The 25,928-nt window shown below is 67.9% G+C and carries 27 protein-coding genes and 1 pseudogene; 14 read left to right on the forward strand and 14 right to left on the reverse strand.

All coding sequences use genetic code 11. The annotated features are described in order from the left end of the window. Positions 1–8: 8 nt before the first annotated feature. The 9 genes and pseudogenes from ABZ898_RS11515 to ABZ898_RS11555 all read right to left on the reverse strand — a co-directional run bounded on the left by ABZ898_RS11515 (position 9) and on the right by ABZ898_RS11555 (position 9,850). A complete protein-coding gene (locus tag ABZ898_RS11515) occupies positions 9–3,020 on the reverse strand; it encodes a type I polyketide synthase (RefSeq protein ID WP_361655930.1) in 3,012 nt (1,003 codons plus the stop codon). Positions 3,021–4,511: 1,491 nt separating this feature from the next. Next, entirely contained in the window at positions 4,512–5,135 is a 624-nt protein-coding gene (locus tag ABZ898_RS11520; RefSeq protein ID WP_361655932.1) for a hypothetical protein, read from the reverse strand. Between the two features lie 84 nt (positions 5,136–5,219). Then, positions 5,220–6,329, reverse strand: a complete 1,110-nt coding sequence (locus tag ABZ898_RS11525; protein WP_361655935.1) for a hypothetical protein — start codon at positions 6,327–6,329, stop codon at positions 5,220–5,222. 499 nt (positions 6,330–6,828) lie between these two features. Further along, entirely contained in the window at positions 6,829–7,167 is a 339-nt protein-coding gene (locus tag ABZ898_RS11530; protein ID WP_361655938.1) for a helix-turn-helix transcriptional regulator, read from the reverse strand. Positions 7,168–7,169: 2 nt separating this feature from the next. Beyond that, positions 7,170–7,748, reverse strand: coding sequence for a site-specific integrase (locus ABZ898_RS11535; RefSeq protein ID WP_361655941.1), 579 nt, complete (start codon positions 7,746–7,748; stop codon positions 7,170–7,172). After that, positions 7,748–8,275 carry a hypothetical protein gene (locus ABZ898_RS11540; protein WP_361655944.1) on the reverse strand — a complete coding sequence of 176 codons (528 nt, stop codon included), beginning with the start codon at positions 8,273–8,275 and terminating at the stop codon, positions 7,748–7,750. Before ABZ898_RS11540 ends, ABZ898_RS11535 begins: the two co-directional genes overlap by 1 nt. A gap of 221 nt (positions 8,276–8,496) precedes the next feature. Next, positions 8,497–8,793 (reverse strand): annotated as a pseudogene (locus ABZ898_RS11545) (methyltransferase, FxLD system); the annotation flags it as partial. Positions 8,794–9,008: 215 nt separating this feature from the next. Then, a complete protein-coding gene (locus ABZ898_RS11550; RefSeq protein WP_361655947.1) occupies positions 9,009–9,428 on the reverse strand; it encodes a DUF6415 family natural product biosynthesis protein in 420 nt (139 codons plus the stop codon). Continuing rightward, positions 9,425–9,850: an ATP-binding protein gene (locus ABZ898_RS11555; protein ID WP_361656303.1), complete on the reverse strand. Its 426-nt coding sequence runs from the start codon at positions 9,848–9,850 to the stop codon at positions 9,425–9,427. The genes ABZ898_RS11550 and ABZ898_RS11555 overlap by 4 nt, the downstream gene beginning before the upstream one ends. Before the next feature lie 284 nt (positions 9,851–10,134). On the opposite strand from ABZ898_RS11555, the gene ABZ898_RS11560 reads away from it, so the two are divergent. The 3 genes from ABZ898_RS11560 to ABZ898_RS11570 all read left to right on the forward strand — a co-directional run bounded on the left by ABZ898_RS11560 (position 10,135) and on the right by ABZ898_RS11570 (position 13,179). Then, positions 10,135–11,343: an XRE family transcriptional regulator gene (locus ABZ898_RS11560; RefSeq protein ID WP_361655950.1), complete on the forward strand. Its 1,209-nt coding sequence runs from the start codon at positions 10,135–10,137 to the stop codon at positions 11,341–11,343. Continuing rightward, the gene (locus tag ABZ898_RS11565; RefSeq protein WP_361655952.1) at positions 11,340–11,867 is read left to right on the forward strand and encodes a GNAT family N-acetyltransferase; all 528 of its coding nucleotides are present in this window, start codon (positions 11,340–11,342) and stop codon (positions 11,865–11,867) included. Before ABZ898_RS11560 ends, ABZ898_RS11565 begins: the two co-directional genes overlap by 4 nt. A 442-nt stretch (positions 11,868–12,309) precedes the next feature. Next, positions 12,310–13,179, forward strand: coding sequence for a barstar family protein (locus ABZ898_RS11570; protein ID WP_361655954.1), 870 nt, complete (start codon positions 12,310–12,312; stop codon positions 13,177–13,179). On the opposite strand, the gene ABZ898_RS11575 is transcribed toward ABZ898_RS11570, so the two are convergent. Beyond that, on the reverse strand, positions 13,136–13,324 hold the full coding sequence (locus ABZ898_RS11575; RefSeq protein ID WP_361655956.1) for a DUF4265 domain-containing protein: 189 nt from the start codon (positions 13,322–13,324) through the stop codon (positions 13,136–13,138). The two genes, ABZ898_RS11570 and ABZ898_RS11575, sit on opposite strands and share 44 nt — an antisense overlap. Before the next feature lie 239 nt (positions 13,325–13,563). Here ABZ898_RS11575 and ABZ898_RS11580 point away from each other — a divergent pair, with 239 nt between their 5' ends. The 3 genes from ABZ898_RS11580 to ABZ898_RS11590 all read left to right on the forward strand — a co-directional run bounded on the left by ABZ898_RS11580 (position 13,564) and on the right by ABZ898_RS11590 (position 15,211). Continuing rightward, a complete protein-coding gene (locus ABZ898_RS11580; RefSeq protein ID WP_361655959.1) occupies positions 13,564–13,989 on the forward strand; it encodes a DUF4259 domain-containing protein in 426 nt (141 codons plus the stop codon). 41 nt (positions 13,990–14,030) lie between these two features. Further along, on the forward strand, positions 14,031–14,435 hold the full coding sequence (locus tag ABZ898_RS11585) for a hypothetical protein (protein ID WP_361655962.1): 405 nt from the start codon (positions 14,031–14,033) through the stop codon (positions 14,433–14,435). 98 nt (positions 14,436–14,533) lie between these two features. Continuing rightward, complete coding sequence (locus ABZ898_RS11590) at positions 14,534–15,211, forward strand: DUF4253 domain-containing protein (protein ID WP_361655964.1); 678 nt, start codon at positions 14,534–14,536, stop codon at positions 15,209–15,211. A 493-nt stretch (positions 15,212–15,704) separates the two neighbouring features. Here the strand turns inward: ABZ898_RS11590 and ABZ898_RS11595 are convergent, their stop codons facing one another. From ABZ898_RS11595 to ABZ898_RS11610, 4 genes are all read right to left on the reverse strand, one after another. Next, positions 15,705–16,322: a hypothetical protein gene (locus ABZ898_RS11595; protein ID WP_361655967.1), complete on the reverse strand. Its 618-nt coding sequence runs from the start codon at positions 16,320–16,322 to the stop codon at positions 15,705–15,707. After that, positions 16,319–17,500 carry a DUF2304 domain-containing protein gene (locus ABZ898_RS11600; RefSeq protein ID WP_361655970.1) on the reverse strand — a complete coding sequence of 394 codons (1,182 nt, stop codon included), beginning with the start codon at positions 17,498–17,500 and terminating at the stop codon, positions 16,319–16,321. Before ABZ898_RS11600 ends, ABZ898_RS11595 begins: the two co-directional genes overlap by 4 nt. A gap of 13 nt (positions 17,501–17,513) precedes the next feature. Then, positions 17,514–18,023, reverse strand: a complete 510-nt coding sequence (locus tag ABZ898_RS11605) for a hypothetical protein (RefSeq protein ID WP_361655973.1) — start codon at positions 18,021–18,023, stop codon at positions 17,514–17,516. A gap of 164 nt (positions 18,024–18,187) precedes the next feature. Next, complete coding sequence (locus ABZ898_RS11610) at positions 18,188–18,688, reverse strand: helix-turn-helix domain-containing protein (RefSeq protein WP_361655975.1); 501 nt, start codon at positions 18,686–18,688, stop codon at positions 18,188–18,190. 373 nt (positions 18,689–19,061) lie between these two features. On the opposite strand from ABZ898_RS11610, the gene ABZ898_RS11615 reads away from it, so the two are divergent. From ABZ898_RS11615 to ABZ898_RS11650, 8 genes are all read left to right on the forward strand, one after another. Then, positions 19,062–20,063 carry a hypothetical protein gene (locus ABZ898_RS11615; RefSeq protein WP_361655978.1) on the forward strand — a complete coding sequence of 334 codons (1,002 nt, stop codon included), beginning with the start codon at positions 19,062–19,064 and terminating at the stop codon, positions 20,061–20,063. Beyond that, positions 20,063–20,758, forward strand: coding sequence for an ATP-binding protein (locus tag ABZ898_RS11620; protein WP_361655981.1), 696 nt, complete (start codon positions 20,063–20,065; stop codon positions 20,756–20,758). The genes ABZ898_RS11615 and ABZ898_RS11620 overlap by 1 nt, the downstream gene beginning before the upstream one ends. Before the next feature lie 118 nt (positions 20,759–20,876). Next, positions 20,877–21,443, forward strand: coding sequence for a WhiB family transcriptional regulator (locus ABZ898_RS11625; RefSeq protein ID WP_361655984.1), 567 nt, complete (start codon positions 20,877–20,879; stop codon positions 21,441–21,443). Further along, a complete protein-coding gene (locus tag ABZ898_RS11630) occupies positions 21,440–22,534 on the forward strand; it encodes a DUF2637 domain-containing protein (RefSeq protein WP_361655986.1) in 1,095 nt (364 codons plus the stop codon). The genes ABZ898_RS11625 and ABZ898_RS11630 overlap by 4 nt, the downstream gene beginning before the upstream one ends. 102 nt (positions 22,535–22,636) lie before the next feature. Beyond that, positions 22,637–22,861, forward strand: a complete 225-nt coding sequence (locus ABZ898_RS11635) for a hypothetical protein (protein WP_361655988.1) — start codon at positions 22,637–22,639, stop codon at positions 22,859–22,861. A 203-nt stretch (positions 22,862–23,064) separates the two neighbouring features. Further along, on the forward strand, positions 23,065–23,523 hold the full coding sequence (locus ABZ898_RS11640) for a hypothetical protein (protein WP_361655991.1): 459 nt from the start codon (positions 23,065–23,067) through the stop codon (positions 23,521–23,523). After that, on the forward strand, positions 23,523–25,292 hold the full coding sequence (locus tag ABZ898_RS11645; RefSeq protein WP_361655993.1) for a mobilization protein: 1,770 nt from the start codon (positions 23,523–23,525) through the stop codon (positions 25,290–25,292). The genes ABZ898_RS11640 and ABZ898_RS11645 overlap by 1 nt, the downstream gene beginning before the upstream one ends. A gap of 104 nt (positions 25,293–25,396) precedes the next feature. Then, a complete protein-coding gene (locus ABZ898_RS11650; RefSeq protein WP_361655996.1) occupies positions 25,397–25,801 on the forward strand; it encodes a hypothetical protein in 405 nt (134 codons plus the stop codon). The last annotated feature ends 127 nt before the right edge of the window (positions 25,802–25,928 follow it).

Genomic DNA, 25,928 nt, shown 5'->3' on the forward strand with positions numbered 1-25,928 from the left:
GACGCTCCTCAGCCAGTTGTGACACTGCTGATGAGGAGGTCGTCCAAGGACTGCGCGATGGCCTTCGGGGTACGCGCGGTGAGCGGCAGGTGCACGGGGACGTCGACGGGGAAGAGCGCCCGCAGCCGCACGGCGAGTTGCCCGGCGCTGATGGAGTCACCCCCCTGGGAGATGAAGTCGTCGTCCGGAGCCGGCGTCGCGCCGAGCACCTCGGCCCAGCAGCGGGCCACCGCGTCCACCAAGGACTGGAGTTCCTCGTCGGTGTCCTGGGGCGGCACCGGCGCGGGCGAGTGGGCGGAAGCCGGGGTACCGAGCAGGACCGGATCGATGGCAGGGGTCTTACCGGCGAGTCGGGGGTGCAACACGGGCGTGCGCCGGAAGATGCGGGGCGGCCCCGGAACCCGCAGCCCGCGGTCATGCTCCGCGTACGCGGACCAGTCGACCGGGACACCTCGCTCCCAGAGCCGTCCCACCACGGACAGCAGGCTCTGATGCGCGTCGGCGTCCTCGCCCGGCATGAGGGCCATGCAGCGCCCGGGGTCGGCTCCGCCGAGTTGCAGTGCCCGGATCAGACTGGTTCCCGCGCCCAGCTGTACGAAGACCGCCCCGGGCCGTTCCTTGATGACGGTCCGTACCGCCCGGGCAAACTCCACCCGGTCACGCAGCTGGCTGCCCCAGTAGGCGGGGTCCGTGGCCTCGAACCCGGTGAGCCAGGCACCACTTCTGCAAGACATCAGCGGAGTACCGGGCGCCGCCAGATCGATCCGCTCCAGACGGCGTGCGAAACGGGCAGCGGCCTCGGTCATGCTCGGGTGGTGGAAGGCGTGGGACGTGTCCAGCCGTCGGTGCTCGACGGCCTGCTCGTCCAGCCAGGCGGTGAGAGCGGGGACGGCATCGAGTGAACTCGACACGACGCAGGCTCGGGGTGCGTTGACGGCCGCGACGACGCATTCCTCGGGCAGCCCGCGCAGGTCTTCGGCGGCCGCGCGGACCGCGAACATCGTGCCGGGCGGCATGTCGGCCATGGCCGCAGCACGCTGGCACACCGCGCGGGTGGCATCCTCGAAGGACATGATGCCGCTCAGGCAGGCGCCGGTGACCTCGCCCACGCTGTGGCCTAGGATCGCGGCGGGCCGCACCCCGAGCCGGTCCAGTACGGCATGGACACCGAGGCCGGTCAGGTGCAGCACCGGTTGGGCGACCTGGGTGTCGGCCGTGTGGCTGCCGTCCTCGAAGGCGGCGCGGATACGCGCGTAGGTGTCATCGTCGACGACCGCCCGCGCCACGTCGAGCCCACGGTCCACGGTGAGGCGGAACCACGGCTCTCCCGCGTACAACTGACGTGCGGCCTCGGCTGCCCTGCCGCCCTGACCGGGCAGCAGGTAGACGACGTCGGGTGCCGGTCCCTCCACGCTGACGAACGATTCCGCGTCGGGCCATCGCACGGCTGTCCGGGTCGCTTCAGCTGGGACGACCACACTGGTCCGGACGGCGAGCGGAACTCGTCCGGTGCGGAGGGTGTGACCGACGTCGTGACGCTGGTCGCCGGACGCCGTGTCGACCAGGAGCCGGGTCGCCTTCACTGTTTCCGCCAGGCGGGAGGTGTCGTCCGCAGACAAGGGAAGCAGCTGCCAGGCGCGGCGTTCACCCCTGCGCGCGAGGTCGTCGATGTCGAACTCGCCGAGAACCAGGTGGGCATTGGTGCCACCGAGGCCGAACGAGCTGACGGCGGCGTACCGGGGCGTCGAGCCTCTCCGCCATGGCTGGGCCCGGTCCGACAGGGAGAACGGTGTCGAGCTCAAGTCGACCGGTTGGCCACCCCTGAGCAGCGGCTCATTGGGGGGTATCTCCTCGTGCAGCAGGGCCAGTACAGCGGCGATCACCCCGGCGGCGCCGGCGGCGGCCGACATGTGCCCCACGTTGGCCTTGACGGACGTGAGCCGGCACCCGCCGAGGGGGGCGCCGTGCGCAAGGTAGGCGTGACTCGCGGCCTCGATCTCCAGCGCGTCACCGATGCGCGTGCCTGTTCCATGCGCCTCGAACATGCCAATGTCCTGGGCCTTGAGTTCCGCGATGTCGAGGGCTTCCTCGATGACGGCAGTCTGTCCTTCGACCCCCGGGGCGCTGAAGCCCGCGCGGGTCCGGCCGTCGTTGTTGACCACGGTTGCCGTGAGCACGGCGAGAATGCGGTCGCCATCGGCGAGGGCGTCGTCCAAGCGCCTCAGATAGAGGACGGCGACCCCGTTGCCCTCAACCGTGCCGTCGGCCGAGGTCATGAAGGGTTCACAGCGTCCCCGGCGGGAGTAGATCCCGGATTCCGCGTACAGGTAACCGGCATCCTGGAGGTCGATCGCGGCTCCGCCCGCGATCGCCGAATCGCACTCGCCGGCCAGTATGGCCTGAGCTGCCAGATGGATCGCCACCGCGGACGTCGAGCACGCCGTCTGGACGGTGATGGCAGGACCGGTGAGGCCGAACTTGTAGGCCAGGCGACTCGCCAGATAGTCGGGGTGATTGCCCACGGCCAGTCGGGTCATCGCCAGCATGTCTTGTTCGTCCACCAGCGCCTGCTCAAGGAGCGGTCCGTGACTGCTGGACTTGGCGCCGAGATATACGCCGACAGTGCCGGGCAGCATACTGATGGAATGGCCTGAATGCTCGACGGCTCGATAGCAAGCCTCTAGCATCAGCCGGTGCTGAGGGTCGGTGAATTCTGCTTCCAGCGCACTGAACCGGAAAGCCTCGGCGTCAAATTCGAGGCACTCTTCCAAGGGGTACGTGACGGGAACGAAATCTGGATGGGTGTACCTTCGGTATGGGATTTCACGGCGCGCGAGTTCATCGTGACTGAGCCACCTGCGTCCGCTCATCCCTTTCCGGACGAGATTCCAGTATTCATCGATGTTACGTGCACCGGATGCCTTTATGGACATGCCTACGATGGCGACTCGGTCTTGCATGACTTCACTCCCCAAGATTATCTCTCGCCGGCCGGGAACACTGAAATGCGCAACAGGCATCGGTATGCCCGGAGCTGCTCGTGAATCGATTAGGATATGGCATTCGACCTGGGGGATCTCAGGGGGAATCCACTAAGGTGGGTGCAGTGCCCGATGATGTCATTGCTGACTTACTCGGCAGGAGGAATGAAGCGGGCCTGCCACTCGCGCGACCGCGAGGCGAGGCGGCGGGCATTGACGGAGGTGTCGATGCCCGCAGGTGAATACCTCTACGGTCCGAGTACGCTCGAATAGGCGGACGGGGCGTCGCTATTTGCCCCAGGGCACGACACGATGCCATCCTGAGTGACCAGCTCCAGCGGAGCGTCCTCTTTCCTGGGGATTTCCTGGGGTGTGTGCCGAGCGGGTTTACTGCCAGTCTTCTTCAAAATGAACATTTCCGTTCGCAGCGGACACTGTCGTAGAAAGATCAATCCCTTAACTGGGTCGATTTTGCGAGCGTATGCGACAGCTCAACGTGGCAGCTTCAGAGGTTGAGGCAACTGGAATTCGTTTTCCAGCCCGAAGTATCCGCGACGTTCCATGGGCAGCTATCGGCAGTCACGGGAGCTGATGTCTACAGCGTCACCTCGAATGGATGTCGCGAGGTAACCACTCACTTCTATAGGTGCATGAAGTCGAAGAGTCAGCATCTGGAATCCTTCATCGGTCGAACCCACCGCAACTGGATCATGGAGTGATTGAACCGTAACACAGGGGTGCGGGCACCTCATTAAAGGATTAGCAAAGTCACGATTGCCCCGATTCGGGCATTGCGTCTTTTTAACGGATGTGAGTGCTGCTTATAGGTAGTCGGGGCGTTATGGTCGGGCGCTAACCACGTATGCTACTGAAAAGCAAGTGCGAATCAAGCCGAGATGATGTAGGTATCTTTCCTGGCTAGAGTTACGGCGGTCGGAAAGCGCGGCAATCCAGTCGCGGCGCCCTTGCGGCGAGACCACACCGCAAGGGCTCTCGGCGGGGCCGGAGTTCTTTGTCACTACGAGGCCCCGACCGGGGGCCCACCTGTTACGGCAGGAATCAGACACTCCGCCGCCGGGCCCGGCTCGCGGCGTCAGCGGGGCAGAGCGTCCGGCACCCGGTTCGGTCCAGCCAGCCCCGGTGGGCCAGTTTGCGGAGCTGACCGCGGACCGGCTCCACCTTCGCCGGAGTGTTCTTCCGCCACAGCGCAAGAGTGACGTCCTTGGCCTTGACCGGCCCTGGGGCCACCCGCCGCGATCTCCATCAGCCGCAGGTACACCGTCGGCAACGCCTCCGGCCCGATGCCCTCGGCCCGATATGGCACCAGCAACAACCCACCAGCCCCGGATCTCGCGGCAACCGGCTCCGGCTCGGTGATCGCGCCCGCCGGCCGCCGTCCCCCGTCCGTCGTCCCGGCCCACTGGCCGTACACCACCTCGGCCGCCTCCAGTCGAGCCACCTCGGCATCGATCGAGCTGAACCCGTCGCCCGGAGCAGGAGCCAGGGGTCCAGCTGTCGGGCGGAGGGGAGCTACGGCGCGATGGGGTCGGTGGGAAACTTCTCGGGATGGGCTGACGCGAGGTAGTCCATGGCCGTGTCCTCGGTGATCCCGAAGACCGTCATCAGGTGAACCGGATCAGCGGTCGCCCGGGCCTCGTCCAATATCCTGTCGATGCGGACCTGCTCCGCGTTGGCTCCGAGGCGCCGAAAGAAGTACTGGGATGCCTTGTGACTCATTTGGGGACCTGCAGGATCATGCGCCGTCACCCTCGTGACCAGCAGGTGTGGGTTGGTTGAGTGCGGCCAGCGCGCGGCACGTTCCTTGAGCATCGTGGCGATCAGGGACAGCGTGAAGGCGTCCAGGTAGACGAGCCGTGTTTGTCTGCCGGAGGCACTCCGCACGCGGAGGGTCCCCTTCGATCGGTTCAGATCGGATAGCAGCGTCCCGCGGATGGTGTGCGCTCGCAGCGCGTGGATGGCTGTCAGCGCGACGGCGACTCTGCCTGACGCGGTGGGAACACGGTCAATGAGCCCGACGAGTCGGTCCGAGGGCACGGGCCTGCGGACGGCGACGCGGAAGGTGAACGTGGCTGAGCGGGCAGGATCGTGAAAGATGACCCGCTCCCGCTTGAGTGCCTTGAACAGGGACCGCAAGGCGGTGAAGACACCATCAACACCGGAAGCGTTATCGAGGGCTTCTTGGACATGAGCTGTGGTGATCTCGCGTAGGGAGGTGACTTACGGGCCCCACGATTCCAATAGGGGCGTTGCGTAGCCGAGATAGCCGTTCACCGTTTTCCAAGGAAACGGACGGGATGGCCGCCTGCCCTCGCCGCACAGCACTGCGATCCATATGTCGATCTCGGGGAGCAGATGGGCGGGAATCCGTCGGCGTAGGCGGGCGACACCGGCTCGGTGGGAGTCGGCGTGCCGCGCGTGGTCAGGGATGAGTAGACCGCGCTCCGTGAGGAAGGGGATGAGCCGGCGGGCGTTATAGCCGTTTCCCAGACGGGCGATCGCCCACAGGTCGGCTTCTTCGATCGGGGCGTCCACGCCCAGCCATGCCGTGATCATGGTCAGTGTGCGTTGATGAGAGCTGGCGACCCGTGGGCGCCACTGCTGACGGGCGGCGAGCTGGGCGAGTTCCCCGCGGAGTGCTTCGGCCCGGTCGCTGAGTGCGGGCATTTCGCGCTTGTGAAGAACTTCCCAGTGCCGCGGCGGTGCGGGAAACAAGGCGAGCTGACCGGCAGTAGCGATCGCGGGAGATGTCCAGGGCTGTCGGCGGTCCGCGGTCTCTTCGGCGGCGACTGGGCGCCGGATGCCGTCCTGTCCCGTGACGAGTCGATACCCGCGCCAGCGCGGCCGCAGCCCGGTCCCATCCATCCATAACTGGACGCCGGACGTCAAAGCCTGCTCTCCGATGTGAGCATGGGCGTACAGGCACATCCGGCATCGTCCCTGCTGCAGTGGCAGGTTCCGTCCGCAGCCCGCACACACCCCGGCCTGGCGGTGGGCCTGCTTGAAGCGCTGGCACGGCAGACACAGCCGGGCTCCGTTGGCCTTCCACACCAGGCAGTGGGCGCAACTGGAGGCCAGCGCGACCATCTGGCGGGCCAGCCGGATGATCTCAGCCCGCTCTGCCTGCGGTCCGAGCCCGGCTCGGTCGAGGACTTCCGCTATCAGCGCCGGTCGACGCGGCAGTCGAAGGATGGCGTCGAGGCTGACTCGGCGTGTCCCGGGCGGACGTACGGTCAGAGCGTAGAGGCAGTCCGACAGGAGGCCGATGTCGCGGACCCACGGACCCTGTGCCTCCGCCGTCGCGTCGATGGCCGCCCGGATGGCCTCCATCTCCCGGGAGTAACTGGCTGTCGTGAAGTCTCTTGCGGACAACTTTCCCCGCCTCACAACAAGGAGGGACAACTGCCCGGGGATCGGCGGTGGGAACGAAGCAGCCTGATCTTCCTTTCGCTGCCGCTGCTGGACTCGCTCCAGTTGCCGCTGGTACACGCGAGGCCGGCCCGCCGTCGACCGCAGCACCTCGGGGAGGATCAAAGACACTTGCAGAGGCCGCGGTCGACCTGCCCCGGGCATGCCCATTTCCCCCGAGGCGACGCGGCACTCCAGCGCACACAGGCGGCACATTCCATGCTGGTCGAGGGTGACCTCCCGCGGCCATCTGCAGTGGCGGCATTGTCCGACACTGTGGTTCGCGGGGTGCCAGTCAGTGCACGGCTGGCACACGCCCCGGGGTCGTACCGCGCCCCAGGCCCCGCATCTCCGACACGAGGCAGGTCCACGCTCCGCCCACCTCTCCCACTGCTCCTCGCGAAAGCCCATGGGCCGCGGTCTAGTTTGGCGGAAGCGACTTGCGGCCGGAACCGCCGGGACGGGGGACCGGCCGTGCCGCCTCGGACCCAGGCTCGCCGCCTGCGGCCGCGCGAGGTGCCTCGTCCCGTACAGCGCGATGGGACTCCGGCTCCTCCTGCATCAGGTCCGCCACCGTGCAGTCGAGCGCCGCACAGATCTTGTCCAGGTCGTCCAGCCGCACGGTGACCGGCTGGCTGCCCCACAGCGCAGCGACCTTGCTCAGCGATGGACTGAATCCCACTTCCTTGAACGCCGCGAGCAGCTGCACCGGCCGCCAGATGTCCCGCTGCGCGGCGACCATCCGCAAGTTCCACTTCACCGCTACGCCCTTCCCCTCAGCCTCTGGACCGCCCGGTGCGATGCTTCCAGGCTCGCTTTCTCCGGATCAGCGCGAACCGACGAAAGGTACCCAACCGTCGTCGTTGCCCAGCGATGGCCAAGAATTTGCTGTACATCCCACAAGGGCATGCCGTCCTCATAGTGGTGGGTCGCGCAGGCGTGCCTGAGCAGGTGCGGAAATAGATGAGTGACGGGCCCGGTCAGATGGAGCTTTGAGGCGTCCCGCAGCGCGCGGCGAAAAGCATCCGGGCCGACCGGCGGGGCAATCGGAACATTCAGCGCCGCCACCCCCTTCGGTAGCCGCTCGGACGGGAACAACGGGGCGCCCGGATCACTCGGATCGTCGGTGAACTCCCCTCGAATCTCCTCTAGATACCACCACAGAAGGTCCCGGCCCTCCTGGAACAGATACGCCTGTCGTTCGCGCGGACCGGACCGCCGCGCGCCCTTGCCCTGGACAACGAACCGGCCCCATTGACCCAGCTCCCAGTGGATGTCGCCGATGGTCACGGCGCACAACTCCGCAGCTCGCACCGCCGAGATGTACGTCAGCTTCGCCATCACATAGTCCCGGCAGGCCACCGGGTACTTCCGCGCGTCCGGCAGCGAACCGCGCCACGAGGCGAAGAACTCCTTCGTCGCCCGCTTCGACGGCGGTATCCGCAGCCCGAAGTCCCCACGGTTACAGGACGGTTGAACGCATCGACCGGCGACTCGACAGCCACGCCGAAGCGCCGGGCGATTTCCCCGGCGTACCGCTGCTCGAGGAAGTGGAAGTACCCGTCGATCTTCAGCAGCTTGCCCCGCAGCGTGGACGGCGCGCGCTTGCCGACCCCGGCGAAGTACTGATCCAGGTGCCGCGGCGTGATCTGCCACGGCGGCAGATCATAGAAATCGCATACCTCGACGACGGGTTGGACTTGGCGGTGCAGGGTGGTGGGAGCCAGACCTGCGACGTCGCGCGCCCACAGGTACTCCATCAACGTGTCTTGGAAGAACGCGTCGGCGTCGCCATCGGTGACGGTCGCGGCCGCGCGGCGCTGCAGGGTGACGACGTCCGCGAGCTCGGTCTCCGTGGGAGGCAGCACAGGCTCTTCAGACGCCGCGTCCGGGGCCGGAGGGTGCACCAGCCTGAGCCAGCGACTTCCAGAATCTGCCACAGACATGGAAGTTACAGCGATTACACGCAGAATCCAAGAGTTCTACCGAGATCTCACGCCATCGAGCGGGGTCAGGCTTCAGGGTGTCTACCTGCTGAAATGCAGGTTCGTGGCAGATCAGAGGGCGGGCGAACCTGGCGGGACTCCAGTATCTCCAGCACTCGCATCCCGGGCTTCACCTGGGCCTGTTCCAGCATCATGGCCTGGATCTGCGGGGCGGAGACGGAGCTGAGCTGCACACCGTGCTCGTCGGTCTTGGTGATCACGGCGACGTACGTGTCGTACGCCTTGTCGAGCGGGGTGTCGGGGATGAACGCGTGGCGGGGCACCTTGCGCATCACGGCTTCGACCTCCGAGGAGAAGATGTTGCCGTCCGCGCACAGCTCGTCCACCACTTTGTTCCGCAGACGGGTCGCCTCGGCGGGCTCGACGGTCGTATTCGTCATGGAGTTCCTTCGGTCGTGCGTGTTCAGGGGTAGGTGGACATCGCGTGTCGGTTGGACCGGGAGGCCATGGGCGAGCGCTCTCCGCTCTCGCCGGCGAACCAACAGGAAAGTGATGGACGGCGAGTTGGGAGGCGCACGCCGGTGGAGGCCGGCTCGGCGGGCCGGTACGGACTGCCCAGACCGCAGAGCGGCGCGCAAGCGGGTGGAGGCGTGCATCACTCGGTCCCCTTGATGTAGCGGGCCTCAATCAACTCTTCGATTAGGTCGGCAGTGACGAAGGCGAGACGGCGGGCGAGGCCGACAGCCTGCCGATAGGCCGCCGGTGTGTACTCCTCCCGCAGAGGAAGCCCTCGCTCCACGAGTCGGGTCATCTCAGCCGTGGGTGGGAATCCGTTGTCTGCCACCGTGATGTCGCTGAGCTGCTTCAAGTGGTTGCGCAGACGGTCGACCAGGGCGGCAGTCGTCGCACCGGGCGGAGGCTGATTGCCGATCGCCGCGTCGAGATCGTCAAAAACGTCCTCGATGTCGAGCGGTTGCCAGACCCGGAAGCGCTCCAGCACGAGCCGTAAACCGTCTGCGTCGAGCGGTGGCGTCCATTCCTCGGCCGGGCGTTTCGGAGCCACTGCGGTGCTCACCGCTCTCGCCCTGCCGAAGCCTCGATCACAGCCCAGGTGACCTTGCCCCACCGGTATGTGTCGTAGCCCCACTGCGAACTCATCCCCGCCACCAGACTCAGCCCCCGGCCACTCTCAGCGTTCAGTGCTGCGGTCTTCAGGTGCGGGACGCCGTGCGACCGGTCGGAGACTCCGATGCAGACGGCGCCGTTGCTCCGGCGCTCGATGGTGATCTTCGAGACGGGGGTCTCGGTGTGCTCAACGGCGTTGGCCAGCAGTTCGGTAACAATGATTCGTCCGCAGTCGGCCATGTCGTCGTCCATGCCCCAAGCTGCCAGCGCATTGGAGACGAGATCGCGGGCGTGGCTCGCGGACTCACGGACGCAGGGCAGCTCCGCGGTGTAGCCCGGGGCGCCGATCGCATTCGGTTTAGCGACGGTCATGGTCACGAGGTCTTTCCCTCCGGCTTGGGGTGCCCGGTCCTGACGAGTGAGGCAGGGCTGGGCTTTCCTCCGTGCCGCCGTGCCGAACTCGACTCAGCGACCTATGACCAGTCAACGAGTGACGAGCGGCGCGCAACAGGAAGAGTCCCGGCTTTGTGTACGCCGACCGACCGGAAGACTTTGCGTTCCCATTACCTGAGGTGTGGGCATCAGAGTGACCGTGGTACTACGTTCGGTGCATGGGAGTGAATCTCGCCCTTCAGAGCCGATTAGATCAACTTGGCATGACTCAGGAGGAGTTGGCGGCTCGGTTGAACTCTGCGCTGCAGGAGATCACCGGCCGACCCGGCGAAATCTCTTCCCGAACGGTCCGGAACCTGCTCAACGGATCAAGTCGACGTCCAATCGGCCGCACTTGCGCGGCACTTGAGCATGTGTTCGGCTGCCCCGTGGCGGACTTAGGGTTCAGCGCCCCCAGCTCCATGCAACATCACTCGGAGGACCCCGTGCGGCGTCGCGACTTCATCGTTTCCACCACCGGAACGGCAGCCGCAGCCGTTCCGATCGCCAAGCAACGTCGGTCAGTAGGCATGACGGACGTAGCCCGCGCCTCGGCCAGCGTGAACGAGTTCGTGGAGTCCGACAACCGACAAGGAGGGCACGCCTCCCTGGCGACCGCAGCCCTCGAAGCTCGCGCCAAGGTGCTGGAGCTTCAACAGCGGAACGCCAGCGAACGTGTACGCCGCGCCCTGTACGCACTGGCGGCCGAGTTCACCACCATCGCCGCCTGGTCGTGCATCGACCTCCGCGACCTGGCTACGGCACAGGCGTACCTGCATGAGTCGTCTACGTTCGCCGGCCTCTCGCAGGACCCTCCCACCGGCATGCGTGTGTGGGTCAACATGGCCATGCTCGCCTATCAGCGCAAGAACTGGCCGGAACAGCTCGCGGCAGCGCAGGCGGCCAACGCCTCCCCGGCCGCCCGTAGGGACCCCTTCTTCGGCTCCATGGGCCGCGTCCGCCTCGCTCTGGCTCACTCGTCGTTGGGCGATCTGCGGGCCGCTCGGCGTGCTCTTGGCACAGCGCAGGAGGCCTTCCAGAAGGCGGCCGAGGACGAGCGTCCCCGATGGACCGCGTTCTACGGGCCGGCCGAACTCAACCACCTCGCCGCGATCATCCTCAACCACAACGGGGAGCCCGCTGAAGCCGAGGCGATGGCGCACCGAGCCCTGGCCAAGATCCCGGCGGAGTTCCAGCGCAACCGCGCGCTGGCGACCTGCCAGCTCGGGCTGGCACAACTTCGCCAGGGAGAGCCCGAGCAGGCCACGGCGACCGCGGCCACCGTCTTCACGATCATGGACGGCGCACCACTGCCTGGGCGTATGCGCACCTTGATCGGAGACTTCCACCGAGACCTGTTCCGGCTGGCGCCGTCAACGACGTACGCCCGCGACTGGGCAGACCGAATGCGAGATGAATGGAGTCGAGCGTGACCAGGGTGATCGAGCTGCGGCATTACGAACAGGAAAGCCTCCCAGAGGACTTCAGGCAGATGCTCATCGATGTGCACGCCGACGCCTACGCCGATGCGATGGATGACGAGTTCAACCAGCGGTTCCCGTGGTTCGTCGATCACTGGTCAGGGATGGACGGCTTCTCCTGCGTCGTTGCTTTCGACGGCGATGAGCCGACCGGCTTCGCGTACGGCGCCCCGCTCCAGCGAGGTCGTGAGTGGTGGCGTTCCACCGCGTTCGCGCCGAACAACGGCCACATCGCCACCTACGCCGTCTCCGAGGTCATGGTGCGCCCGCGGTGGCGGAAGCAGGGGATCTCGGAGCGGCTCCACGAAGCCCTGCTGAAGGAACGCAGCGAAGATCTAGCGGTACTCCTGGTCGACGTGACGCACCCGAAGGTGCAGGATCTTTACGAGACTTGGGGCTATGAGAAGGTGGGCGAGCAGCAGCCCTTCGCAGACTCCCCGGTGTACGCGGTCATGGTGAAGAGGCTGCAACCCTGAGCAGCCCCGCCCCCGAGTCACCCGCGTACGACGCCATGTACTGATCCCGTCCGATCTGATGGATCGGGCGGGATCTCGGCGTTTCCGGGGTCTGTTCGAGATGTTTTCCGAACGGGTTCGGTGCCGGGAGCGGTTGCCTTGCGGTCGTCGGCCTGAAGTTTCGGAGTGGTCCGGGTGCGTGAGGCCTTCTGCGACGGGCGTGCGTGATCCCCGTGTGGGGTGCCGGGGTCTCAGGTGGTCGTGCGGGTCTTCGAACCGTTGGGTGGAGCCTTGTGGTCGCCGCCAGCCGACGCCAGCCCGCAGGGCACCAGCAGGCCGGTGAGCGCATCAGCCGCCATCCGCAGCTCGCACTCGGCCTCATCCTGGACACCCCGGTGTGATCGCCTTGCGCTCACGCCCCTCCCACGGACGACAGCACCCGTTAGCACCGTAGGGTCGGAACATGTCGATCGAGGACGTCCCGGGCTGTACGGCCAAGCACTGGCGGGACTGCACGGACGTGTACGACTTCCTGGACCAGATACGTCTCCGGCCCGGCACGTGGCTACGCGGCGGCTCACTCCACGATCTGCAGACAATGCTGATCGGCTACCAGGTAGCCCTCGGCGTGCATTCCATCGATGACCCCTGCGACTTCTGGCACGGTGGGGCATTCAGCCAGTGGCTCGGGGCACGCCTTGGCGGCACCAGCCCGCTCGGATGGGCAGCCGACATCGAGCGCAACATGCCCGACGGCTCGACCCCCGTCGAAGAGTTCTTCCGCCTCCTCGATGCCTACAGGAGCGAAGCGGCGCAAGCCACCGCGACCACTCGGCTTCCCGGCATCGAGTACATGATCAACACCTTCGTTACCCTTTTCTGGCGCAAGCGTCTCCTCACACAGGCGACCGAACGTCTCGAAGACCAGGGCTTCCGCGTTACCCGTCTGGAGGCCGGCCAATGGAGCACGGAGCGAGACATGCACCGTGCCATGGCCGCGGCCCTGGACTTCCCCGACTACTACGGGCACAACCTGGACGCGCTCAACGACTGCCTCGGCGACCTGGCCTGTTACGGCGGCTACGACGATGCTCCCGAGGGCGCCGGACTGGCCCTCGTCTTCACCGACTACGACCGGTTCGCGACGACCTGCCCCAGGGCGGCCCAGGTCGTCCTGGACATCATCGCTGTCCAGGCCAGGCAGGCAGCCGTCCTTCGCCGCCGTCTGATCTGCTTGGTCCAGAGCAACGACCCGCAGGTCCGGTTCGAGCCCATCGGAGCCATGTCCGTCATGTGGAATAGCGACGAATGGGCGGACAGCAACCGCGGCTGAGCGAGTGGTACACGAGAGGGGGACGATCAGCGCCAACACGGCACCCGTCATCGTCGGCGTCCACCCGGATGATGTCCCCACTGGCGACTCCGCGCACGAACCACGGAGTGTTGTCCAACCGCACCGTTCCATCGCCAAGGTCCACCGCCCACAGTCGACACTCGTCGGCGGCCAGCCATTCTCGTCCACCTCCAGCCGGAAATGGACCTTCACGTGGTTCTCGCTGATGCCCGTCACCGCACCATCACCCACATCTCGTCCAGGCTCTGCGATGTCTGGCAGCCGTTCCCGACCCCGGCGTACTTCACGCTGGTCCGGCCCGTGCGGCCGCTGTCAGTGGCCTCTGTCAGGATTCCTCGATCAGCACCGTGATCGGGAGAGACTATGGGCACTTGGGACGTCGGCCCCTTCGATAACGACACCGCAGCGGACTTCTGTGGCGACCTTGACGAGGCTGCCGCAGGCGAACGCGAGGGCATCGTTCGCGGCGCTCTCACCCGTGTGATCGACACCGTGGACTACCTCGAAGCGCCTGAATCAGAGGTAGCTGTGGCCGCGGCCGCCCTCGTCGCGGCGCAGTGTCCCCGGGGTGAGCCTGCTGATCCCGTTTATGGGCCGGAAGAGCTCCTTCCTGATCTAAGCGGCCTGCGCGATCTGGCACGTCAGGCCCTCGACCGTGTCATGACCGAGCCGTCCGAGCTGATGGGGCTGTGGGCCGAGTCGGGTGGCGCCACCTGGCGCGCGAACGTCCGCCAGTTGCAGAGCGTGCTCCTGCCTCAGCCTCCTGGAGAGCAGCTCAGCCTGATCTGACCGACCGCGACCGCTACTTGAGTCCTACCTGAAAGGCCACCATGAGCTGGGATGTGCTCCTCCTCCGCTTGCCCGACGAGGTCACCTCGATGCACGAGCTTCCCGACGACTACTCGCCGGAACCGCTCGGCCGGCAATGCGACGTGCTCGCGGCTGTCACCCAGGCCGTTCCCGAAGTTGATCTCTCGGACCCCACGTGGGGCGACCTGTCCGGCCCCACTTGGTCCATCGAACTCAGCATCGGCTCAGAAGACCCGGTGGACTCGATCATGCTTCACATTCGGGGCTCCGGCGACGACGTGCTGGCACCTGTCTTCCGCCTTGCGGAGGCTCTGCGGTGCAAGGTGCTCGACCTCGCCGAAGGGGACCTGATCAATCCGGGGCAGACCTCGGGCTGGCACACCTTCCAACAGTTCCGTGACGGTGTGATCGGATCCACTCAGTGATGCCGCCCGGCCGGATGATCACGTCCAGTGAAGGCGCTGGAGACTCCCAACCCCTATGGCTCAGCGACGAGCCGGCCGCAGCCGGGCTGTGGGCTCGGATGCACGCCGAACACAGAGGCTCCGGCCAGTGGCCCCTGCTGCTGGACCCGCTCGACCCCGAGGATGCTCAATTCCGCCCCTGGGGATCGGGCGAGGTTTTTCCAGAACAGATGTCCGCTGCCGCGAGCCACGACCCAGCCGCCCTTCTCGCGAAGTGGTGGGCGACGTATACCGCCGTCGATGAGGACGACGACATGCTGTCGGCCGATCGGCGCCTCGCCATCACCGCCCCCTTCGAGCAAAGCTGGCCTGGACGCGCACCCAGCCGAGAAGCCGTGTTGAGCGCTGACCGACTGGCCGCCGAGTACGCCGAGGTGTTCCTTTCCGACCATCCCAAGTCGCGTCTCGGGCTGGTCACCGCCGCATCCGGCGCAGAAGCCCTCACAACGGCAGCATGGTCCGGTCCCGCCAACTACGACAACGACACGGCGAAGTTCTCCGCGATCGTCGGCGACTGGGAGAACCGGTTCGGCGCCCGTGTCGTCGCTGTCGGCTTCTCCACCCTGCATCTCAGCGTCGCAGCCCCACCCACAACTGATGAGGACGCCCTCCTGGTCGCTGCGGAGCACTTCGCCTTCTGCCCCGACAACATCTGGCAAGGCAGAAGCCCGTACACACTGGCCGCGTACGCTGAGCGGCTCACCGGTGTCCACAACTGGGACTTCTGGTGGGACTGAGGCCCCTCGCTGGCACCCCGCGCGGGAAACGATCAACCTTGCCGCGGGAAGCGATCTTCAGGCGCTTCACGCGTACCTGATCAGAGGCACTCGTGAACACCCCCCTTTGATGGTCCGCCGCCCGACGATCAGCGCGCCGTCCGCCACTCTCGGCCTCGTGTACCGCTGGACCGACCAACAGAGGCGGGGGGCCACGTCACGGAACGCGGCGCCAAGGCCGCGTGGATCGTGCTGGCCGCAGCTTCGATGGCGCTGTCCGAGGGGAAGGATGCTGACGGCGCTCGGGCGTCCCGTGCCGAGAGCGAACCGAGACAGCAGGAAGCTGACGATGCATCGGATCCTGTCTGGGAACCCCGTCAGGATGCGTCCGGCGGTTTCCGACCCCAGCCGTGCCCAGGGATCCGGACGCCGGCGCCACGCGCCGGCGCCTAACCGCTGACTGACCCGGCGGATACTTCTTGGTCAACTGATGCGGTGAACCTGAGCGAACGGGTCAGCGCAGCCCCGCGAACACCACAGCTGCCGCCGTGCCGCCCAGGATGGTGCCCGCGATCACCTGTGCCGTTGTGTGGTCGCGCAGCGAGACTCGGGACCAGCCGACGGCGGCGACGCCGAGGAAGAGGAGGGCGGCCCACCAGCCGTAGGCGACGGTGATGACGACGGCGACGCCGGAGGCGACGGCGGTGTGGACGCTGACCTTCCACCAGACGGTGACCGCCATGGTCAGCACCAGTCCGGCGATCATGGCGGCGACCAGGGCAACGACCTCGCGGGGCGCGTCGAGCGCCAGAAGCAGGCCCGTGCCGACGAGGACGGAACCGAGGGTGACGAAGAGCGGTATCCACCGCTGAGAACGGACCTTGAGGTGCTTGTCGGTCCAGCGGCCACGGCGGACGCCAGCGACGATGTAGGCGATCGGCAGGCCGCCGCAGAAGGCGCCGGCCAGCAGACCCCAGCCCGCACCCGCCAGGGAGTCGGTGGAGTGCCAGCCGATGACCAGCAGGACGCTGACGACCAGGTTGGCAGGCGCCAGGACCTCGGTGACGAGGCGTGCGGAGCGCCGCTCGGCAGGAACGGCGGCAGTGGGCGGAAGCTGCGTGGTCGTGGTCATGCCGGTGTCTCCTCAAGGTGGGCGCGGAGGAAGTCCTGCGTGGCGCGGGAGCGGTAGGCGGTGCTGAGGGTGGTGAGGGCGCGGATCTCGGTAGCGAGGTCGCGACCTCCACTGGCCGGGCGCATGGGCTCACCGGAGCCGGTGGCCGCGCCGCGGAGCCGTTCCTCACGGGCGACGGCGAGCCAGCAGGCTTCGGTGGTGATGTCGGCGTGGGCGCCGATGAAGCCGAGGGAGGTGGCGTGGTCGTAGGCGCGTCCGCGAAGTTCTGCCGGCGCGTGGTCGGCGAGGGTGAGGATCGAGTCGCGGATCTCGATGGTGCGCCGGTACAGCCGGTCGTGCGCACGCAGTGGGTTGGTCGCGTCGGCGGCACGGCTCGGCGGGGTGTCGAGCCGGGTCTCTGGGACGGCGTCGGTGAGGGTGCGCCACAGGGGATAGAGGCTGACGAGCTGCCAGTGGGCCCGAATGCGGGCCAGGACACGTGGGGCGGCGGGGAGGGTGCTGCCCAGCACGATCAGCAGCAGGGCTAGGAAGAGCAGGTCCGTGCTGAGCGCGTGGTTGACGTTTTCACCGCGCGGACTGTTGCCGAGGCAGTCGATGAGCAGCACGGCGACGCGGTGGAGGGCGTATACGAGGCCGACGGCGGTTCCGGTGCCGATGAGGAGCAGCCCTCGGCCGACGAGTCCGCTGTCGGGGCGGCGCCCCCAGCGGAAGCAGAGCAGCGTGGCACTCAGCAGGGCGGCGCCGAGGTAGGAGGTCCATACGACGCCGTACGCGAGGATCGTGGCGTGGTCGGCGTAGTCCGCCAGGAGGTCCTCCGCCTCGTGAGGCTGGGGCGTGGCGAAGAAGCAGGCAGCCAGCAGGACGACCGCGACGACAGGCACGGCCTCGTGCAGCCTGGATACGCGTATCCCGGCCTTCGACTCGGCCATGTCGGCGACGAAGGTGAGGACCGATGCCGCCGCGACGGTCCCGCAGATGTGCTTGATCAGGAACGTCAGGTTGGTGACGTGCAGGTGCTCGTCGACTGCCGATGCGATGGCGCCAGGCCGGACCGTCATGGCTACGGCGAGTGCCGCGAAGGCCAGCCAGAGACTGAGTCGTTCGGGTCTGCGGAAGGCGGAGCGGGCACGCCAGAGGGTGACGGCCCAGAGCAGGACGGCGGGTATTGCGTCAATCATGTGTCGGGGAGTCTCAGGTATCGCTGAGCGCGGCATTGAGCCGACGCAAGGTGCTGGGGGTGGGCCGGTCGCTGGTTCGACGCAGAGCGGCGCGGGTCGCGATGAGGCCGGCCAGCATCTCAGCGCTCCGCTCCTCCTCGGTCTCGTAGCTCGTGCGGCCAAGGACGCCCGTCACGAGGTCGGGGTCGAGGTGGTGGAAGGCTCGGCCGAGGGTTTGGCGAGGGGTGTGCCCGAGGAGCATGTGGCTGACCTCGTGCAACACGATGTGGTCCCGGTGGAGGGGACTGGTGGCGTCCTCGACGAGGATGTGGTCTGCCTTGTCTGTGGCGAGCCAGGCTCCGCAGGGCAGTTCGTCACCGGTGATCGCCGGGAAGGTGTGCAGGTGGATAGGCCGGCCGCGCTTCTTGGACACGCGGGCGAGCAGTTCCTCGACCTTGAAGGGGTCCGGAAGGTCGAGATCATCCAGGACGGAGGCGAGCCGGATTTCCTGATCTTGGGCAGGCCCCGAACGATCGGACTTCATCTGCCCTCCGACTCCGACACTTCTCGAACGTGCGACTCACTGCCGCGATGCCGTGGCGAGTATATGGATCATTTCCGGTCGCACATCTGGAGGGCTGGCGATTGCGCCGATTAAATACGGACAATTATGTGCAAGTCGGGTGACGGATCCTTGCTAATGGAGCATCAGTTCACGCCATCGTGATGTTTGCCACTGGAATTCACATCGATGATCGAATCCCCGTCGGGAACCCCCAGGCCTTCAAGTTCGCGAGCGCGTTCGATGAATTCTGAAATGATCTTGAGGCTCTTGTCGGAGAGTCCGGACGCACGTAGGGCAACTGATCTCACGCCTGCATCGCGCATGGCGGCGAGTGCGTCGAGTTCGGCGGCGATCTTCTCCGACTCGTCGTCGTCGAAGAAGTAGGCGGGCTTCACGCCGAAGAAGGTGGAGAGGGCCTCGAGGTGGCGCTTGGTCGGATTGTCCTTGGCGCCGGTTCTCAGTTGCCAGATGTAGCTCGCGGAGATGGTCGGGCCGCCCTGTCGGCGGATGCCTGACGCCACCTCCTCGTAGCTGTACGGGCCGCGTCCCTTCGGGTGGACGGTGGCGAACAGTCGGTCCAGGCGACCGGCAAGTGTGGCCCCGCCGCCCGCCTGTGCCGCGGGTGGGTTGTTCTCGTGGTCCATCGTGGCCGTCCTCCGGTCGCGTCACTTCCACTGCTGTGAATGGCTGCCCTGCCTTCATCTTCCCTGGTTGACAGTAGCGCCCCATCTCAGTCTAGTGTGATCATCGTGCCATCCACCCACGAAAACGGTCCAGGCCGGGGTGGGGCCAAAACGACGATGCCCGGGAGCGCCAACTCCCGGGCATCCGTCGGCTGCCCTCGCCGAGGGCACCCAATGATCCGGGGCCGCGTGGCCAGCTTGCAGGCAACAACCGCGCAGCCCCGTCCATGAAGACGGAGTATCACATGCGCCCACCCAGTAGCGGAATCCCAGCAGCCTCGACGCGGGGCCGGTGCCAGCGGCTCCAGCGCCGTCGAGCTCACCGGGAGGGCTGATGGCCCGCATCCGGACGGTCAAGCCCGACCTGTTCGTCAACGAACGGGTCGCAGCCTGCTCGGTCACCGCAGTCGTCACCTACATCGGCCTGTTCACCCAGTCCGACGACCACGGGCGGCACCGGGACAACCCGGCGATCATCGCCGGCCTCCTCTGGCCGCTGCGCGCCGAGCACACTCCCGTACACGTGGAGGAGGACCTCCAGCAGCTCGCCGACGCGGGACTGATCTGCCGGTACACCGGCTGCGACGGCAAGCGCTACCTCCACATCGCCGGCTGGTACGAGCACCAGAAGATCGACCGGCCCAGCCAGTCCCGGCTCCCGGTCTGCGTCGCCCACCACAGCGACAAGAGGTGCGGCCCGTGCAAGGGAGGCTGCGTCGAGGTCGAGGCGAAGACTCGCGGAGCACTGGACGAGCCCTCGGCGAATCCTCACCGAGGGCTCGACCGGCGCCCCGCACAGCCCGCGCGTCCCCACAGCTACCCCACCACGGCCCCGGGCGCCGACGACGACAGGTGTCTTGACACCAGTGGGACGGCCTCCTCAACGGGAGGGGAAACCGCAGGCCAAGGCGAGCTCGTCGAGGCTTCGCCGAACCCTCCACGAACCCTCGCCGCAGCCTCGACGTCCGGATCCAGGATCATGGATCCTGGATCTTCTTCACCTACGGGGCGCACAGCGCCCGACGGCACGGTCACCGCCAAGAACCTCCTCGCCGAGTACGTGGGCACCTGCACCGAGCGCCCGCCCGGTGACGTCCTCGGACACCTCGGGCGCCTGCTGAAGAAGCTGCTGGCCGAAGGCATCGACGTGGACCACATCCGCGCCGGCCTCGCCCGCTACGCCGAGATCCAGGGCCATCCCTCCCGGCTGCCGAGCCTGGTCAACGACGCCATGAACGCCCGCGTCCCCGCCCAGACGGCATCCCGGCCCGGCGCGACGCACCGAGCATGGACCAACCCGGTCGACGCGGCCACCGCCTACGCGGAGGAGCTGTGATGAGCCGCGAGCCCGAGCTCCTCGGCGCCGGAGCCCTCCAGCGACTGCAGCGGATCCTCACCGCCCGGGGCATGAACCCACAGCACCTCCCCGACACCCCGGACGAGGACCAGCCCTACACCCCGCTGGGCCTGCTGGACGCCCGGATGCCCCCGCGCTACCGGACCGCCCACGCCGACCACCCCGAGATACTGGCCTGGACCCGCGACGTGATCGCCCGAGCCGAGGCACCCAACCCCGGCGCGCGCCGACAGATCACCACCGGCCCCAGCCTGCTCCTGGCCGGTGTCACCGGCGCGGGCAAGACCCACCAGGTGTACGGCGCGGTCCGAACCCTCGTCGAAGCGGGCATCGCAGTCAGGTGGCGGGCCACCACGGCCGCCGACCTCTACGCCGACCTGCGTCCACGCCCCGGCCATGACACCGAACGCGAGCTTGAGACGGTCAGCCGCTACCCGCTACTGATCCTGGACGACCTCGGCGCGGCCAAGGCCTCCGAGTGGGTCGAGGAGATTACCTACCGGCTGATCAACCGCCGGTACAACCTGATGCTCCCCACGCTGATCACCACCAACCTCGCCATGCGCGACCTCCGCGAACTCCTTGGGGACCGCGTCGCCTCCCGGCTCGCCGAGATGACCACGCGCGTCACCTTCGAGCCCGTCGACCGCAGACGCCAGCCCCACGCCGCCTGACCTGCCGCAGGCCGCCACGCCGGGCCGCGTACCCGGCGCACCACCCCGTCTACTTCCCGACCCAGCAACACCTCTCCGCCGACGCCCACCGCGCGCGGAGAGCGATCGGAGCAACCACATGCCCCCCACGACGATCAGCCCTGCCCGCCACCGGTCGCTCGGCGACCACACCTGGCAGGACCAGGCCGTCTGCCAAAGCACCGAGCACAACCCGGTGGACCCCGAAATCTTCTTCCCCGAGCCCGACGAGACCGCCAAGATCACCGCAGCGAAGTCGCTGTGCGGCCAGTGCCCGGTCCGCCGCACCTGCCTGGACGCCGCCCTCGAAGGCGGCGATGCCCACGGCATCCGGGGAGGAATGACGGAGGAGGAGCGTGCACCGCTGCACGGGAAGCTCGCCAGCCGCCTCGACTACAGCCGCGTCAACGACACCGTCGCCGGGCGCGACGTCCACCTCACCAAGGCCGAGCGCCGCGCGGTCGTCCACGCCGCCTACCGGCACGGCCTGTCCGAACAGCGCCTGGCCTGGCTCCTGAAGGTCACCCAGGAGCACGCCCAGAAGCTGTACCGCGAGACCCGCCGGGCCCTCCGCAACCGAGACCTGAAGGAATCGCCACAGGCCACCGCGCCCTCCGAGATCGACGGCGAGCGCTTCGGCCGCGAAGACTTCGGGACGGCGGCGTGACCATCGCGAGCGTGCCCAAGACGGCGCACATCACCGGATGGGACCGCGCGGTCGTCATCGTCCTCGGCGGCGCGGGCTGCGCCCTGAGCTACGACGCCCTCCAGCAGATGGCCATCGCCATCCACGTCCGCGGTCTCCTGACCTACCTCTTCCCGCTGGTGATCGACGGGTTCATCGCCTACGGCATCCGGGCCCTGCTGGTCCTGCGAGACGCGCCCCTGCGCGCCCGGCTCTACGTCTGGACGCTCTTCGGTACGGCCACCGCCGCCAGTATCTGGGCCAACGCGCTGCACGCGGTCAGGCTCAACGAGCAAGCCGCCCTGGTCACCGGGCTGAGGCTCGGGGACACGGTCGTCGCGGTGCTGTCCACCGTCGCCCCGCTCGCCCTGGCCGGGGCAGTCCACCTGTACATCATTATCGCCCGAGGGCCGGTCAAGGACAGTGACCGGGATGACCGCGACGACCTCGGTCAGACCGGTCACCTCGGTCAGGCTGGTCAGCTTGGTCAGGCCGACCGCCCCGAACGCTTCCCGGTCACTCGGGCTGACCGGCCCGGTTCGGGGAAGCCGCAGGCCGGTCAGGTCAGCGCCGGACAGCCGGTCACTGCCCTGACCGACCAGCCGAGACTGGCCCTGGACAAGCAGAGCGCGGGCCCCCGGTCACTGACCGGGGACAACGCCCCGGTGGGCAGCACCGGCCCGGACACCGGTCACCGCGACCTGGAGCACAAGGCCGCTGACCTGCCCGGACAACCGGACAGCGCGTCGCAGGTCACTGACCGCCCGGTCGGCACCGAGCCGGTCACCGGCGACCGGGACAGCCGGCAGCCGGTCACTGCCCGGCCGGTCACCCCGCCCCCGGTCAGTGACCGGGAGACCCGGTCAACCCGTGACCGACGGCCTGACCTGGACACCGAGGAACTGCTGGAGATCGCCCGGTCAGCGGTCAGGGCCGAGGACAAGCTGACCCGCAAGGTGGTCGCCCAGGCGATCCGAGGTCAGCAGATCCCGCTGTCCAGCGACACGCTGACCGCCCTGATGGCCCAGCTCCGCAAGCAGCACGGACAGACGGTCACCTCCACCCAAAACTGACCGGACACCGCGGGGGCGAGTGACCGAGCCGGACACCCCGGCCGGTCACTCGCCCCTGAACCCGCGCCCCACAACCTTCCCAAGCAAACCGGAGAGCACCCAGTGCGCACGAACCCCGCCACACCGGCCGAGGTCGACTCCTGGCTGACGGTCCTGCACCAGCGCGGCCACCTCCACCGCGCCGAATCCGGCCCCGACAACACCTGGACCGTGCAACGACTCCCACACAGCCGCCCCTGGACCCTCCACCACCCGGTCCTCGCCATGGACTGGATCGAGGAAGTCGTCCGCGACATCCACCAGTACGACCCGGAGACGAGCCAGTGACCGCCAACGACCCGGCAGCCACCACGTCCGGACAGCAGCGTGACCCCACGACGGCTCCGGGCGGAGCAAGTTGTCGCATACGACGGTCCTACGGCCCGTCGTATGCACTTGCCCCCGCCCAGGGTGGCGGGGGAAGTCCGGCTGGTCCCCGAGTGAGGGGGCACGGTGACCAACCGGACTCCCGGCACCAGGGGGCGCCCGTCGTGGGAGGAGAAGCAGACGACCGCGCCCCGCGCGAGCAGCAGAGCCCGGGCCAACCTGCGTTCCCCGACCGAAAGCCACGCCGCCGCACCCGCAACCCGAGCCAGCGCACCCACAAGATGACCACCCGCCTGTCCGACACCGAGAAGACCGAGATCACCGCCGCCGCCAAGCAGCGCGCCGTCACCGTCGCCCGTTTCCTCGCCGCCGCCGGCCTTGCCGTCGCCCGCGGTTCGACCACTGTGCACACCAACGAACAACTCGACGCCGCCATCGACGAGCTGGCCGCCCTGCGTACCGCCATCTCCCGTGTCGGCAACAACATCAACCAGATCGCTTTCGTCTACAACGCCGGAGGGCAGCCCCGCCCCGGCGAACTCGACCACGCCCTGACGACCTTGATCCGCGTCCTGGCCCGCGTAGACGACGCGGCCGACACGCTGGTCAAGAAGCGCCTCTGATGGTCCCCAAGATCCGACGCGGCTCGCGCACCCATGGCCTGCTCGTCTATCTGTACGGTCCCGGCAAACGCGACGAGCACACCGACCCCCACCTCGTCGGCAGTTGGGACGGCTTCGCCCCCGACCCCGGCCGTGACACCAGCCCCGACCCCGACCCCAAGGTCACCCTCGCCCGACTCGCCGCCGCCTTGGACCTGCGGGTCAAGCAGGCCGGCGACAAGGCCCCAGCCGAGCACGTCTGGCACTGCTCAGTGCGTACCGACCCCGGGGACCGGACTTTGACCGATGACGAGTGGAACACTGTCGCCCGCCGCCTGGTCCACGCCGTTAACCTCGCCCCCGAGGGAGATCCGGACGGCTGCCGCTGGGTCGCGGTGCGCCACGCAGACGACCACATTCACCTTCTGGCCACCATGGTCCGAGGCGACCTGCGTCGCCCGAGGATGAACTACGACTTCAAGAAGGCCCAGGCTGAATGCCGCCGCATCGAACAGGAGATGGGCCTGCGCCAGCTCAAGCCCGGCGACGGAACCGGCGCCAAGACGCCCACCAGCGCCGAGCGCTTCAAAGCTGAGCGCACCGGCCGACCCGAGACACCGCGCGAAACGCTGCGCGAAGCCGTCCGCCACGCCGTCGCCGGAGCCACCAGCGAAACCGAGCTCTTCACCCGCCTCCGCGAAGCGGGCCTGCGAGTCAAGCTCCGGCACGCGCCCTCCGGTGACGTCCTCGGCTACACGGTCGCGCTCCCCGGCGACCGAAACCGCTACCGCGAACCGGTCTGGTTCGCGGGCTCGACCCTGGCCCCCAACCTTTCCTATCCGAAGATCCAACGCCGCCTTGCCGACGGAACCCCCGACGCGGTCACGATGCCGGAAGCCGACAGCAGCCGATCGGACTGGTCGCCGCCCGCACGGGCGCGACGCACCGCCACAGGAATCGCCGAGCGTGCCGCAGTCCTCCTGGACAGCGACAACGACGAAGCCGCAGCCCAACTCGTCGGAGTCGGCGAACTCCTGGACACGGTCGCCCAGACCTCCCCGGCCGCCACCCGCGCCGAACTTGGCGCCGCCGCTCGCTCCTTCGAACGTGCCACCCGCAGCCACGTCCGAGCCGAACGCGCCGACACCCGGGCGATCCGCTCGGCGGCCCGGGGCATCATCCAAGCTGGCGGCGCGCTCGGCCGAGGAGAAGACGGCGGCGCCACCGCCATGCTCGTCTCCACCCTGGTCCTGGTGGCGCTGGCCGCAGCACGCTGGCACTCCGCACGCGGTCACGCCCAGCAGGCCGAGGCCTCCCGGCAGGCCGCCGAGCACCTTCGTGCCGCCTACCGCCAGGCAGCCGCCGCACCCATGCAGGCCCTGCGCGACCGGGGCCGAGCCTTGCCCGAAGCCCAGCGCCGCACCTACGAGACCACCATCCGCGCCGCCCTGCCCGAGAACAGCACCCCACCCGGCACGAACACGAAGAACGACGCCCTGGTCGCCACCCTGGCCCAGGCTGAGCAAGCAGGCCACGACCCCGAGGCCCTCCTGCAGAAGGCCATCGCCATGCGCGAACTCGACACGGCCGAGGACGTGAACGACGTTCTGGTCTGGCGACTACGCCGCCTCGCCCAGCTCCCGGCCCACCCGGGCGAAGCCACTCGACGCCCGCACGTCGGCACCGGTCGCGCGGAGCCTCCCGCCGACCGGACCGGCATCCGGACCCCGTCCCCGGCCTCGCCGAGGCCCGCCGCACCGGACCCGCGCAGCCGCCCGCCGCGCCGCTGACCAGCAGTCCGGCAGGCCCGCCACCGGCCTGCCGGGCTGCGTGAACCCTATGGACAACCGGCTCCACCGGCTGTTACGGATGAAGAGAAGGCCTCGACCGGGAGATGACGCTCGTGCTCAGAACGACCGACCACCACGTAGAGCCGACCCCCGTCCTGCCGGCCGCCCCGGCCGGAAGCGATCCGCTGCCGCAACTCCAGTACGAGACACAGCCGCCCAGCGGACCCGGCGCGACGCGCTGCCTCAGCCACCCGCCGGAGCTGTCCCTGTGCGGGATCCCCGTGATGTGCTCGGCCTGCCGGGCCCGGCGCGACTGGCTGCTCATCAACCACGGCCGCAACGTCTGGGTCCGCTGCCGCTGCAGCAACCAGTGGCTCGAGCCCGAGGTCAGCCGCGCCGATTTCGACGCCATGATCGCCATCCCGGACGGGACGACCTACCCCAGCGTCGAGCAGGGCCTGATCGCACTCGGCTTCGACGGCGCCTTCGCTGGCACCTACCTGGAGTAGTGAGCGGAATTACCTCCGATACAACAGAGGCCAGGTCAGCACACTGCGCCGGTCTGGTGCTCTTTTGAGTGGATCGACTCGCGATGGCCTGCGACTCGCGCGGCCCACCCTCCGGACAGGGGCCAAG

This window comes from Streptomyces sp. NPDC046860 (genome assembly GCF_040645115.1).
In the GTDB taxonomy this organism is placed as follows: Bacteria; Actinomycetota; Actinomycetes; order Streptomycetales; family Streptomycetaceae; genus Streptomyces.

Bases quoted from the DNA above. Each gene is read 5' to 3' on its own strand.
- ABZ898_RS11555 (WP_361656303.1), bottom strand. From the start codon at position 9,850: ATGACCGTCGCTAAACCGAATGCGATCGGCGCCCCGGGCTACACCGCG.
- ABZ898_RS11515 (WP_361655930.1), bottom strand. From the start codon at position 3,020: ATGCCTGTTGCGCATTTCAGTGTTCCCGGCCGGCGAGAGATAATCTTG.
- ABZ898_RS11580 (WP_361655959.1), top strand. From the start codon at position 13,564: ATGGGCACTTGGGACGTCGGCCCCTTCGATAACGACACCGCAGCGGAC.
- ABZ898_RS11605 (WP_361655973.1), bottom strand. From the start codon at position 18,023: ATGAAGTCCGATCGTTCGGGGCCTGCCCAAGATCAGGAAATCCGGCTC.
- ABZ898_RS11590 (WP_361655964.1), top strand. From the start codon at position 14,534: ATGCACGCCGAACACAGAGGCTCCGGCCAGTGGCCCCTGCTGCTGGAC.
- ABZ898_RS11570 (WP_361655954.1), top strand. From the start codon at position 12,310: ATGTCGATCGAGGACGTCCCGGGCTGTACGGCCAAGCACTGGCGGGAC.
- ABZ898_RS11650 (WP_361655996.1), top strand. From the start codon at position 25,397: ATGACGCTCGTGCTCAGAACGACCGACCACCACGTAGAGCCGACCCCC.
- ABZ898_RS11560 (WP_361655950.1), top strand. From the start codon at position 10,135: ATGACTCAGGAGGAGTTGGCGGCTCGGTTGAACTCTGCGCTGCAGGAG.
- ABZ898_RS11595 (WP_361655967.1), bottom strand. From the start codon at position 16,322: ATGACCACGACCACGCAGCTTCCGCCCACTGCCGCCGTTCCTGCCGAG.
- ABZ898_RS11535 (WP_361655941.1), bottom strand. From the start codon at position 7,748: ATGGCGAAGCTGACGTACATCTCGGCGGTGCGAGCTGCGGAGTTGTGC.
- ABZ898_RS11585 (WP_361655962.1), top strand. From the start codon at position 14,031: ATGAGCTGGGATGTGCTCCTCCTCCGCTTGCCCGACGAGGTCACCTCG.
- ABZ898_RS11615 (WP_361655978.1), top strand. From the start codon at position 19,062: ATGGCCCGCATCCGGACGGTCAAGCCCGACCTGTTCGTCAACGAACGG.
- ABZ898_RS11625 (WP_361655984.1), top strand. From the start codon at position 20,877: ATGCCCCCCACGACGATCAGCCCTGCCCGCCACCGGTCGCTCGGCGAC.
- ABZ898_RS11610 (WP_361655975.1), bottom strand. From the start codon at position 18,688: ATGGACCACGAGAACAACCCACCCGCGGCACAGGCGGGCGGCGGGGCC.
- ABZ898_RS11620 (WP_361655981.1), top strand. From the start codon at position 20,063: ATGAGCCGCGAGCCCGAGCTCCTCGGCGCCGGAGCCCTCCAGCGACTG.
- ABZ898_RS11600 (WP_361655970.1), bottom strand. From the start codon at position 17,500: ATGATTGACGCAATACCCGCCGTCCTGCTCTGGGCCGTCACCCTCTGG.
- ABZ898_RS11645 (WP_361655993.1), top strand. From the start codon at position 23,523: ATGGTCCCCAAGATCCGACGCGGCTCGCGCACCCATGGCCTGCTCGTC.
- ABZ898_RS11525 (WP_361655935.1), bottom strand. From the start codon at position 6,329: ATGGAGGCCATCCGGGCGGCCATCGACGCGACGGCGGAGGCACAGGGT.